General features: G+C 63.0%; 11 protein-coding genes. 3 read left to right on the plus strand and 8 right to left on the minus strand.

Annotation, left to right across the window (positions count from 1 at the left end; all coding sequences use genetic code 11):
* Nucleotides 1-3: 3 nt before the first annotated feature.
* The 4 genes from DIE11_RS30000 to DIE11_RS30015 all read right to left on the minus strand — a co-directional run bounded on the left by DIE11_RS30000 (nt 4) and on the right by DIE11_RS30015 (nt 4367).
* Nucleotides 4-909: a metal-dependent hydrolase gene (locus DIE11_RS30000; protein WP_124629027.1), complete on the minus strand. Its 906-nt coding sequence runs from the start codon at nt 907-909 to the stop codon at nt 4-6.
* Nucleotides 906-1844 carry an SDR family oxidoreductase gene (locus tag DIE11_RS30005; protein WP_124629029.1) on the minus strand — a complete coding sequence of 313 codons (939 nt, stop codon included), beginning with the start codon at nt 1842-1844 and terminating at the stop codon, nt 906-908. The genes DIE11_RS30000 and DIE11_RS30005 overlap by 4 nt, the downstream gene beginning before the upstream one ends.
* Before the next feature lie 21 nt (nt 1845-1865).
* Nucleotides 1866-3449, minus strand: coding sequence for an NAD(P)/FAD-dependent oxidoreductase (locus DIE11_RS30010; protein WP_124629031.1), 1584 nt, complete (start codon nt 3447-3449; stop codon nt 1866-1868).
* A 243-nt stretch (nt 3450-3692) separates the two neighbouring features.
* On the minus strand, nt 3693-4367 hold the full coding sequence (locus tag DIE11_RS30015) for a lysoplasmalogenase (RefSeq protein WP_124629033.1): 675 nt from the start codon (nt 4365-4367) through the stop codon (nt 3693-3695).
* Here DIE11_RS30015 and DIE11_RS37185 point away from each other — a divergent pair.
* Together DIE11_RS37185 and speB are read left to right on the plus strand one after the other, a co-directional pair.
* Complete coding sequence (locus DIE11_RS37185; RefSeq protein ID WP_260437206.1) at nt 4357-4479, plus strand: hypothetical protein; 123 nt, start codon at nt 4357-4359, stop codon at nt 4477-4479. The two genes, DIE11_RS30015 and DIE11_RS37185, sit on opposite strands and share 11 nt — an antisense overlap.
* A 359-nt stretch (nt 4480-4838) precedes the next feature.
* On the plus strand, nt 4839-5801 hold the full coding sequence (gene speB / locus DIE11_RS30025; RefSeq protein WP_124629047.1) for an agmatinase: 963 nt from the start codon (nt 4839-4841) through the stop codon (nt 5799-5801).
* A gap of 190 nt (nt 5802-5991) precedes the next feature.
* Here the strand turns inward: speB and DIE11_RS30030 are convergent, their stop codons facing one another.
* The 3 genes from DIE11_RS30030 to DIE11_RS30040 all read right to left on the minus strand — a co-directional run bounded on the left by DIE11_RS30030 (nt 5992) and on the right by DIE11_RS30040 (nt 9199).
* The gene (locus tag DIE11_RS30030; RefSeq protein ID WP_175817382.1) at nt 5992-6666 is read right to left on the minus strand and encodes a bifunctional 2-polyprenyl-6-hydroxyphenol methylase/3-demethylubiquinol 3-O-methyltransferase UbiG; all 675 of its coding nucleotides are present in this window, start codon (nt 6664-6666) and stop codon (nt 5992-5994) included.
* A 317-nt stretch (nt 6667-6983) separates the two neighbouring features.
* Nucleotides 6984-8054, minus strand: a complete 1071-nt coding sequence (locus tag DIE11_RS30035; protein WP_124629039.1) for a D-cysteine desulfhydrase family protein — start codon at nt 8052-8054, stop codon at nt 6984-6986.
* On the minus strand, nt 8051-9199 hold the full coding sequence (locus DIE11_RS30040; RefSeq protein WP_260437207.1) for a D-alanine--D-alanine ligase: 1149 nt from the start codon (nt 9197-9199) through the stop codon (nt 8051-8053). Before DIE11_RS30040 ends, DIE11_RS30035 begins: the two co-directional genes overlap by 4 nt.
* Before the next feature lie 67 nt (nt 9200-9266).
* Between DIE11_RS30040 and DIE11_RS30045 the strand changes: the two genes are divergently transcribed.
* Entirely contained in the window at nt 9267-10172 is a 906-nt protein-coding gene (locus DIE11_RS30045) for a LysR family transcriptional regulator (RefSeq protein WP_260437208.1), read from the plus strand.
* Between the two features lie 222 nt (nt 10173-10394).
* Here DIE11_RS30045 and DIE11_RS30050 read toward each other — a convergent pair whose 3' ends face one another.
* The gene (locus DIE11_RS30050; protein ID WP_124629041.1) at nt 10395-11405 is read right to left on the minus strand and encodes a hypothetical protein; all 1011 of its coding nucleotides are present in this window, start codon (nt 11403-11405) and stop codon (nt 10395-10397) included.
* Between the last annotated feature and the right edge of the window lie 264 nt (nt 11406-11669).

Below are 11669 nucleotides of genomic sequence, written 5' to 3' on the forward strand. Positions count from 1 at the left end.
ACGTCATGCCTGCGGAACCGGATGCAGCGGCACGCGGCGCGGGGCGGCCTGCGCGGCATGGCGCGCGTTGGTCGCGTCGATGTTCGCGAGCAGCGTGTCGAGCTCCTGCAGGTACTGATGGTTGTCGTGGTCCCACGGATGGAAGCCCGGACGGAAGTAGTCGAGCCATTCGCGGGCGATGCTCGGGAACACGCCGTGCCTCGGGCTGTACAGATACTTCACGAGGCGCCACATGCCGCCGAACCTGCCGTGTTCGCGACGGTGCGCACGCATCAGGCGAACGTGGAAGTCGAACACGATCGCCCAGAACAATACCGTCGTCGTCAGCATCGTGCCCGTGCGCAGCAGGTAGCTGCCGAGGCCCGGCTTCATCACGGCGTTCCAGACGTCGTACGACACCGCCTTGTGCTCGGTTTCCTCCATCGCGTGCCACATCCACATCTGCTGATAGCCTTCGACCGATCCGTCGATCCGGTGTTCGTGGCCCGACAGCAGCTGGTTCGCGAGGATCGCCGTGTAGTGCTCGAGCGCGATCGTGATCGCGAGCTGCATCGAATGCGGCAGCGTCTTCTTGAAGAAGCCGAGGATCGTCCACAGCCGCTTGTCGAGCTTGTGCGCGGGCAGGCCGGACGACTGCAGCAGGTCGTTGTACTCGATGTGCTCGCGCGTGTGCATCGCTTCCTGGCCGATGAAGCCGAGCACCTGCTTCTTCAGCTCCGGATCCTCGATGCGGTCGCGGTAGTTGCGCACCGAATCCATGAAGAAGCGCTCGCCGGCCGGGAACAGCAGCGACAGCGCGTTCATGAAGTGCGTGACGGGCACGCCCTGGACGTGCCAGTCCTTCGCGCGTTCGGGCGGCAGCGCGAAACGGATGTCGCGCCGCACCGGCATCATGTTCGGGGTCTTCATGATTGTTCTCCTCCCTGATTGCCTGCATTGTTGTAGGTGGCGTGAAGCGGCGTGGCCGCCGGCGCGCCGTAGCGCGCGGCCGCGCGGCGGGCCTTCGCGGCCTCGCGGCGCGTCGCGAGCACGACGAGCGCCTGGTACGCGGCCGGCAGGATGCGCGCCATCCAGTCCGCGCCCTTCGCGTCGCGGCCGATCAGCACGCGGCGCTTGTTCTTGCGCACGCCGGCGAGGATCGTGCGCGCGGCGTCGTCGGCGGTCGTGATGAAGAACTTCTCGAAGCTGTCCTTGCCCTGCTGCTCGCTCTCGACGATGAAGCCGACCATGTTCTTCGCGACGCGGCTCGATTGCGCGATGTTGGTGCGGATGCCGCCCGGATGCACGCAGGTGGCCGACACGCCGCACTTCATCATGTCGAGTTCCTGCCGCAGCGATTCGGTGAAGCCGCGCACCGCGAACTTGGTCGCGTTGTAGCCGCTCATCCCCGGCTGCGCGAAGATCCCGAAGATGCTCGACGTGTTGATCACGTGACCGTCGCCCGATGCTTTCAGGTGCGGCAGGAACGCCTTCGTGCCGTGCACGACGCCCCAGAAGTTGATGTTCACGATCCACTCGAGATCGCCGTATTCCATGCCTTCGATCGTGCTCGACAGCGCGACGCCCGCGTTGTTGAAGATCAGGTTGACCTTGCCGTGTTCCTTCGCGGTGTCGTCCGCCCACGTGAACATCGCGTCGCGGTCGCCGACGTCGAGCACGCGCGTCGACACGCGCACGTTCGGCGCGATCGTACGGACGATCCGCTCGGTTTCGGCGAGGCCGACGCCGTTCTTGTCGGCGAGCGACACGTGGCAGCCGGCCTGCGCGAGCTGCACGGCGAGCGAGCGGCCCATGCCCGAGCCTGCGCCCGTGATCGCGGCGACCTTGTTGGCGAAATCTCTCATGTCGGTGGCTCCTTGTCTGGCTCAGACCGCTTCGGCGGAAGTGGATGCGGAAGCGGCGGGCGCGACGACGGGTCGCGCGCTCGTGTCGTGATGCGGCGCGCGATACGCGTGGTAATCGGCGATCGAGAAGTGCGCGGTCGCCTGGCGGAAGCGCCAGGTGAAGCCCGGCCACAGGGTCGTGTTCTTGCCGGTGCGCGGGTCCAGGTACCAACTCTTGCAGCCGCCCGTCGACCAGATCGCCTTCTTGAGTCGGCCCTGCAGGTCGCTGTTGAACTGCGCCTCGACGAGCGGGCGCACCTCGATCGCGTCTGCACCTTCGCGGCGCATCGCCTGCAGCGCGCCGAGGATGTATTCGATCTGCGACTCGATCATGAACACCATCGAGTTGTGGCCGAGGCCGGTGTTCGGACCGACGATCATGAAGAAGTTCGGGTAGCCCGGCAGCGTCGTGCCGAGATACGCGTGCGCGCCGTCGCGCCAGGCGTCGACGATGTCGAGGCCGCCGCGGCCGATGATCGCGCCGCGCGGATACGGATCGGCGACCTGGAAGCCCGTGCCGTAGATCAGGCAGTCGACGTCATGGCGCTTGCCGTCGGTCGTCACGACCGCGTCGGCTTCGATGTGGTCGATGCCGGTCGTGATCACGTCGACGTTCTTGCGCGACAGCGCCGGGTAGTAGTCGTTCGAGATCAGCACGCGCTTGCAGCCGAGCGTGTAGTTCGGCGTGACGGTCTTGCGCAGTTCCGGATCGGGAATCTGCTTGCGGATATGGCGCAGCGCGAGCTTCTGCACGTTCTTCATCAGCGACGGATGGATCGCGAAGCCGAGCACGCGCGATTCGAGCATCCAGTAGATGCTGCTGCGCACCGCCTTCTGCGTGAACGGCAGCGTGCGGAACAGCCATTTCTCGAAGCCGGTCAGGTTGCGGTCGGGCTTCGGCATGATCCACGGCGGCGTGCGCTGGAACAGCGCGAGCTGCTTCACGCGCGGCGCGATCTGCGGCACGAACTGGATCGCGCTCGCGCCGGTGCCGATCACCGCGACGCGCTTGCCTTCGAGCGCGTAGTCGTGATCCCACTGCTGCGAATGGAACGCGCGCCCCTTGAAGTTCTCGACGCCGGGAATCGCCGGCAGCGCGGCGCGCGACAGCCCGCCCATCCCCGACACCAGCACACGCGCCGACAGCCGCTTGCCGTTCGCGAACGTGAGGCGCCAGCGTTGCGCGGCCTCGTCGTATTCGGCGCGCTGCAGTTCGTGGTTCAGACACAGGTGCGGGCCGACGCCGAAGCGCTGCACGCAGTCTTCCAGGTATGCGCGGATCTCCGGCTGCGGCGCGAACATGCGCGTCCAGCGCGGGTTCGGTGCGAACGAGAATGAATAGACGTGCGATTGGACGTCGCAGGCACACCCGGGGTAATGGTTGTCGCGCCACGTGCCGCCGACCGACGCGGCCTTCTCGAGGACGACGAAGTCGGTCACGCCTTTCTGCCGCAGGCGGATGGCCATCCCGAGACCGGCGAAGCCGGTGCCGATGATGGCGATGTCGATGGTTTCGTCCAGGCCGTCGTGGCCGGGCGGGCCGAAAGGCAACGTGCGAGCATTCATCCGGGTGTCTCCGATTTGGCTCATTTTTTAATGTTACATTGGTTGATGTAACGATAGTGGGTGAGCCGGGAAACCGCAAGAGGCTAGAAGCGGCGCTCTAAGGGCCAGACGCCGCGCGGGAAAAGGCTGAGCGGGGTTTGGAACGGGACGGCTTCCGCATTGCGGGATGCGCGGAAACGGCCGTCGGCAGGGCGGGAGAAGCGGGAGGCGGGGCCGCCGGCGCGCGGCGGCCTGTTTGAAACGCTATCGGGGACGGATCGGGCGGGCGACAGTCTCATGGAAAACCCCGGCGACGATCGTGACCTGCGCGAGCGCGTAGAGGCCCCAGATCAGGTAGTCGATGCCGGGAAAGCCGCCGAGGAAGCGTCCGACGCCGATCAGCGTGTCGGAGCCCACGAAGATCAGGCTGCCGACGGCGACCAGCGGGCCGCGCGTGCGGGCCGCGAGCGCGAAGCTCGCCATCGCGCACAGCACGAGCATGTAGACGGCGACCGGCGCGAGCAACTCGCCCAGGTGCGGAAGGAAGGCCACGTAGAACGCCGGCGCGGCGATCCAGAGCCCGATCAGCGCCGCGATGCGCCAGCCGTGCGGCCGCGCGCGCCAGCGCACGAAGATCGTGCAGTAACACAGATGAGTGAGCAGGAACGCGCCGAGGCCGAGGACGAACGACAGCGGCCAGTCGGGCAGCGCGAGCAGTACGTCGCCGAGCACCGCCGTGGCGAGCGCCGCGCACAGCCACGCGCGTTCGCGCGGTGCCGCGCAGGTGCTGCCGGCCGCGAGCAACAGGATGCCCATCGCGGCTTTCGCGGCGGTCTGGCCGGGATAGGGCGCGGCGGCGAGCGACAGCCCGTATAGCAGCGCGGCGGCGACGGCGAGCGGCCAGAGCCGGCGATAGGTGGCGGGAAGCGTGGCGATCAAGGCGGGTGTCTCCGGATTGTCGTGGTCCGCGATGGACGGCGCGCCGTCGTGGGCGCGGCTGCTGGCCATTATCCGGAAGAACGGCCGGGTAAAAACCGGCGAATCCTTCTAGGCGCGGCATGGTGACGGTGCGGCGGTGCGGCGGTGCGGCGGTGCGGCGGTTCGGCGATGTGGCGATGTGGCGATACGGCGGCGCCGGTTCGGGCCATGCGGCGCCGGTACAGCTGCCGCCGCGCCGGTTATTCCGATGCGTTTGCCCCGGTCGAACCGGGGCAACGTTGAGGTTTCGGCTTGCTATCATCGCCGCGTATCGACGTTGTCCCGCCCGGCCGCGCTACAGGGTTCGCAGGCCGGCGCGACGGCCGCGCCCGGCGAGGGCATGCCGCCGCGTTTTCAATGAATCCGTGCCGGGTCCCGCCAGCGCACCCGATGCAGAGGCTGCGTGCGGTCCTCATGACCAACAGGTTCGACATGACCGAACTGTTCCACGGCGACGGCGCGATCCGTCGCACGACGCCATACGGCTCCTCGATCGAAAACACCTATGCGGGCGTGCTGTCGTTCATGCGCCGCACCTATTCGCGCGCGCTCGACGGTATCGACGTCGCGATTTCCGGCGTGCCGCTCGACCTCGCGACGACCTATCGCTCGGGCGCGCGGCTCGGGCCGGCAGCGATCCGCGCGGCGAGCGTGCAGCTCGCGGAGCTCCATCCGTATCCGTGGGGCTTCGATCCGTTCGACGATCTCGCGGCTGTCGATTACGGTGATTGCTGGTTCGATGCGCACAACCCGCTGTCGATCAAGCCTGCGATCGTCGAGCATGCGCGCACGATCCTGCGCTCGGGCGCGAAGATGCTGACGCTCGGCGGCGACCACTACATCACGTATCCGCTACTGGTCGCGCACGCGGAGCGCTACGGCAAGCCATTGTCGTTGATCCACTTCGATGCGCACTGCGATACGTGGGCCGACGACGAGCCGGACAGCCTCAATCACGGCACGATGTTCTACAAGGCGGTGAAGGAAGGGCTGATCGATCCGGCGACGTCGGTGCAGGTCGGCATCCGCACGTGGAACGACGATTTTCTCGGGATCGAGCGGCTCGATGCCGCGTGGGTGCATGAGCATGGTCCGCGCGCGGCGGTGGAGCGGATCGTCGACATCGTCGGTGCGCGGCCCGCGTACCTGACGTTCGATATCGACTGTCTCGATCCGGCGTTCGCGCCCGGCACGGGGACGCCGGTCGCGGGCGGGTTGTCGTCCGCGCAGGCACTCGCGATCGTGCGTGGGCTCGGTGCGGTGAATCTGGTTGGCGCGGATGTCGTCGAGGTTGCGCCTGCTTATGATCACGCGGACATCACCGCAATTGCGGCAGCGCATGTCGCGTGCGATTTGCTGTGCCTCTGGCGGCAGAAGAAGGTGGTGGGGGGCTGAAGCGGGTAGGCCGACGTGCACGGCCATGTCATGCAAAAGGCCGGCGGGACGGGTGCCTGCCGGCCTTTTTTCATGCGCTGCGCGCAACGTCGACGGATCGATGGCCGTGGGTGGATTGCTTGCCGTGGGGGGAGCAGAGAGACTCGTCGCGCGCTTTCGTGGATGGTGTCTCTCGACCCGAAGCCGGCATTCACCGCGCCTGATAGCGGTAACCCGTGCGGGGATTCCAAGCTTCCCGGCAGCCCTGTGCGCCGTCCTTGACGAAAGCAAGGCGACTCCACATCACGCGCATGCGCCGATTTCCTTGCTGAGAAGATTCGGTCCGAACGTTCATGACGGTTCGCAGGCCATGAGCATTCGCGAGTTGCATCGTCTCCTCGGCCCGAACATCGAACATCCGTCGGCCTTCCGGAACGGGGCCGTGACGCAGGGACATGACCAGTACCGCACCATCGCAAAGAAGAGCACTGACATTCGGCATCGCGCGGCGACGTTCGTGCTCGTCAAGGTGCATCCAAACAGCGGACAGCAGTACAAAGTGGAATTCTTTTCGTCTGGAACGCAGTAGCGCGAGATCCGGAAGGCTATCGTCCAGCCATTCAATCCGGGGAGACGGATACTGCCGGATTCCTGCAACTCGCAGCGCGTCCACCGGTTCGACGGCTACGACCGAATGCCCCATCGTCGCAAACGCAGCAGCGTCGGTTCCGATACCGGCTCCGACGTCGAGAACGCAGGACGGCGCCATCGGCACGAGATGCATGATGGGCGCGTGATGCTCCGCAAACGAAATATGTTGCCATTGCTCGATGAGCAATGGCGCATTCTCCGCGTAGCCCTCCGTTCCGCTGACATTAACGGACACGCAGCCCTCCATGCGCCGGTGTTTCGGAAAGTTTGCCAGATTGTCGTCGATTCAGCGCCAGTGACCCAATGTGCGGAACTGGCCGAAACCGGAAGTTTGCCTCAGGTTCATGTTTCGCTCGCTGGGCTGCAGCGTCGATATTCCGTTGTCGACCCGAAGCGGACTACGGCAAGCGAGCGGTGTCGATGGCCGCTTTCAGCGGGAAAGCAGTCATCGTCAAGGCTGCTGTAAGATTTCCGGAAAATGCCAATTGTCGAACATTCCTGCTCTGTCTCCAGAAGTCATGTCTGGCATCCTGGCTGGCTCACCGGGCCACCTTAGGCAGCCTGAAACTCTTGCCGGTAGGCGAATAAGCCGGGCAACCCTCCAGTCATGACAAAGAGAATGTTTTTGTCTGATGCATAACGACCTGACGTGATACCTTCAATCAGCCCCGCGAACGCTTTACCGCTATAGACAGGATCGAGCAGTAGCCCCTCTTGCGAGGCCAGCAACCGGACAGCGCCGCGCATCGAGTCCGTTGGTAATCCGTAGCCCGAGCCGAGTTGCGATGAGTCGACGCGAACGGCATCAGGTGGAATCTCCCCCTGAAAATTGATGATGCGGGCCGTCTGTCGCGCCTTTTCGAGCGTGATGCGATAAGCGTCTGCGGCTGGGGCATAAACGGTGTAGGCGTCGATTTCGATTGTGCCGTTGCCGAGCGCGGCGAATCCGGCAACCAGCCCGGCATGCGTGCCTCCACTTCCATTAGGCACAACGATGCGATCGAAGTGCAGGCCGAGTACCTTGGACTGTTGTGCGATTTCGGCTGCGCAAGCCGCATAGGCGACACAGCCAATCGGACTCGATCCCCCGAACGGGCAGACATAGATCTGGCGGCCGGCGGCGCGCAATTCGTCCGCGCGTGCGATCGCGTAGGCGATCGCATCGGCAGAGGACGGCAAATCGTGCACACGCGCGTTGAACAGGCCATCGAGCAGGACGTTGCCGCTTTCGGTGTAGTCGGCGTCCTCGCGCGGTACCGACCGTACGAGAACGACCTCACATCGCATGCCAGCGCGGGCTGCCGCGGCCGCGGTCAGCCGCGCGTGATTCGACTGCCTCGCGCCCACCGTGATGACCGTGTCGGCGCCGGCCTGCAATGCTTCGCCAATCAATAGTTCGAGTTTCCGCAACTTGTTTCCGCCACCTCCTATGCTGCCCAGGTCGTCCCGCTTGACATAAATGTTCGCACCTCCGAGATGCGCGCTGAGGTGCGGCAGAGCGTGAATGGGTGTAGCGCCGTCGAGCAGACGATATTGCGGTACCCGGATTGAATCGAAGCCGAACAAACCCTCGGGACGCACTCGTGCATTGCGCGCGAAAGCGGCTGACCTGTCGATACTCATGCAAGCACCTTGTGACGATTAATGGCTGCGAAACAGATCTGCTCGCATAGTTTCGAGAACTGAATACCGGATGCCGCTGCGGACTGCGGGAGCAGGCTCGTGGCGGTCATGCCTGGCAGCGTATTCACCTCAAGACACCAAAGATTTCCCTGCGCATCGAGTCTGAGGTCGGTGCGGCTGTAGCCGTCGAGTTCCAGTAGTGCATGAGCCCGCAAGGCGATGCGTTGCGCTGCTTCCAGCGTGTCTGCTGGCAAGTCGGCTGGAAATTTTTCGAGCACATGGCCTGCCTGATATTTCGACCGGTAGTCAAAAACCTCACCAGCCTTCACGAAGATTTCACCGACACTCAACGCGTGCGCACCCAGTACGCCGACCGTAAGTTCTCGGCCCTCGATGAACTGCTCCACCATCACTTGGGTGTCGAACCGGCGAGCGAGGTTCACCGCGTCTTCCAGTGCTTCGGGCGCGCGCACCAGCGACAGTCCGACCGTCGAGCCTTGCCGATTCGGTTTGACGATGAGCGGATAGCCTACGCGCCAGCGTATGTCATCGGCGTCGCCCGGCAGCATCAGCCAGCGCGGCGTACGGATGCCGCATGCGGAGAACAGGCGCTTTGTAACGTTCTTGTTCATGGCAATCGCGCTACCGACGTGCCCGCTGCCTGTATAGGGCATGCCCGCCATGTCGAGCATCGCCTGAATCGTGCCGTCCTCGCCTGTACCGCCGTGCAGTGCGAGAAACACGACATCGGCATCGGTCAGTTCGCGAAAGCGGAGCAGATCGAAAGCCGCCGACGGTAATTGGGCCATTACGTTGGGCGGCGGCGGGGTGTCGTTCACGCTCGACGTCAAGATGCGCGCGTCCTCTTCTGGCGAGAGTGGGCCGAATGCCGTGTCTATGGCGACCACGCTGTGACCGACGCTTCGCAGTGCCTTAATCACTTGAGCGGCGCTGGAAATCGAAACCTCTCGCTCTTCGCTGGTGCCGCCGAAAAGTACCGCGATCGTAAGTTTGGAGTCGTGCATCGTTCTCTTCACGCGATGAAAAGTAGTGGGGGGCAGCGCAGACGGTCCTTCTTGCGAAAAGTAGGGGGAAATCCGTCCGATCTGTTGCTGCTGGCTGGCCACTGTAAGTTGCAATTTCATTCACGTATATTTATTGTTTTTGGTGTAATGCATTAGCCGATCTTAATGATTTATCGGGTGGAGGTGAGTGTTGGAGGTTGGGCGACTGAAGGCACTGCTGGAACTGGCGAGGTATGGGACGATGGCGGCCGCTGCGGAGGCTTTGCACCTGACGCCATCGGCAGTTTCACAGCAGATCACGCAACTGGAGGAGGATGCGGGCGTTCAACTTACGGAACGAATCGGCCGCGGCGTCAGGCTGACGCCGGCCGGTCACGCATTGGTCACTCATGCCGAACGGGTGATGGTTGTTCTGGATGAGGCGCGCTCGGAACTGGCGGAGTTGCGGCGCGAGATCGTCGGAGAACTTCGTATTGCTGCGTTTCCTTCGATTGCTTCTCTCGTCCTGCCTGATGCGGTCAAGCGGTTGCGCCTCGCGTATCCGCGGCTGGAAATCGGACTTGAGGAACTGGAGCCCATTGACGCAGTTGCGGCGCTGCGGGCGTGGCGAACCGACATCGCCCTGATCGACGATCTTTCGATCGAAGCCGGCAAAGACCGGGAGAACATAGAGCTGGTCCCGCTCGCGGAGGATGTCCTTTACGTGGCGGTCGCGACGGATCATCCGTTGAGCAAAAGGCGATCGCTGGGTGTTGCAGATCTCCGGGACGAAACATGGGCGATGGAATCGACGTGGAGCACCTTCGGCGGTTTCGTCATCGAATTATGCCGCCGCGCCGGTTTCGAGCCGCGTATCAACGCTAAATGCCGCGGCTCCGAAATGGTCGAAGCAATGGTGGCCTCCGGCTGCTCGGTGTCGGTTGCCCCTGGCCTGCGAGTTAAGCGGGCGCCAGCCGGCGTGGCGTGGATCAAGTTGAAGCCAGAGGTACGGCGCAAGATATATGCCGCTTATCGCCGCGGAGAACGTAACCATCCAACGATCAAGGTGTTCGTCGAGGAAATCGTTCGGGCCGTATCGAGCATTCCCGGCTAGTTGAGTCGAAGGCGGATACCCACTAGCTCTCTTCCCAACCGCATCGGCGCATCAGACGTCGTGAATTGCAACGGCGTCGGCGTGGATCGTCTTTCGGGTTGGCCGCGACGATCGCCGCCGCGAATGTCCGCTAAGCGATGCGGATTCAACCCATAAGAGTCTTTCATAACGACGCGAAAGCGGACACATTCGGTCCAGTAAAGAGAGCCCATCGGACGTGTCTTACTGGCCGTGCGTCGACGCGAATGCGAACGCGCCCTGGGGATACGATTCGAATGGGGTTTCGTCGGCGCAGTATGGAAAATTGACTTTCACCCGCCCGTCGTCGCCATAGATCTTCGACAGTACTTCGCACATCCGCTTCGGATGAAGACTGACTATGCCGAATGGAGGCGCGCCACTCTGCACTTGTCTTCCCATGAGTCTAATGATCGGTGTTACATGGTCCTTCGCTGATTCACCTGAAAAATAGATTCCCCACGCTAACTCATAGAGTCGATCGCGGGTCGCCAGTGGAATAGGCTTGTCGTCCGGAACCGTGGCAAGAAGCTGATTCATAAGTGACTCTATCCGTGAAAGCGCCCCTGGATGTCCCCCAGCGGCTGCCACTTGCGCTGCGCCAGTGCCAATGGAACTGGCGCTCGAAATTTGCTCAAACGCAGTACTCGCGTATCGCGCCGACTCGTGTCCAAACCCTGCCAATGTAGTTCTCGCAATCGGCCTAATATCGCCCTTGACCTGTCCATCAATGCCGTCGCCTATCACAGGCCGGGGATCAAACGCCACTCGTGCCACGGCATCAACTACTTCGGCGGGCGGAGATTGCATTCGCGAGGCTAGCTCGACTTCATAGAAATCAAACGCGCCCTTGATAGGTTTCCCTGCAAAGGCGGCAGCAACACGGGCATATATAGCTGGCGGACTACACACCCTCGGGCCGAGCTGGCCCGGACTACTGCGGTGTAGGTCTTGACTGAGAGCGCGTTCGGCCCCGATGGCGAGCCAGTCAGGGGAATGCGGGTCGATATGTTCGAGAGTCGAAGCGGCGATTTCAAAGTGCTCGCTTTCTTTGATATTCGCTGAAACGCATTGGGGATTTTTCCAGATGGGCATGGCTGGCATCGCCCTGAGCTTCCGGATTTCCGTCTTCCGAGCGGCTGCCCCATGATCTCCCACCCAGAAGCCTGCAAGGAACGTCAGTACGAATCCAACCAGCACATATCTGCGGTCCATTTCCCCGTTGCTCCGACAAGAGTTAGTTTTTCGTTTTTGCAGTTCGGTCTAGCGCGATTTACGTCCGTGTCGGACGGCAGAACTGCTTTCTGCCCGTGGTGATCTCGCGCGGGTGCGTGCGCAAGATGAGCGGAATTGTCAACGATTCAGATGCTGAAGTCGAGTGACGGCTTCTGGCCGAATACTGCCCAATTAGCCGTCAATTCATGAAGCAGTCGATCAAAAAACCTCCCCCGAAGTTGGCACCGATCGCGTTCGAGTTCT

Origin of the sequence: Burkholderia sp. Bp9012, assembly GCF_003853825.1 — a bacterium.
In the GTDB taxonomy this organism is placed as follows: domain Bacteria; phylum Pseudomonadota; class Gammaproteobacteria; order Burkholderiales; family Burkholderiaceae; genus Burkholderia; species Burkholderia diffusa.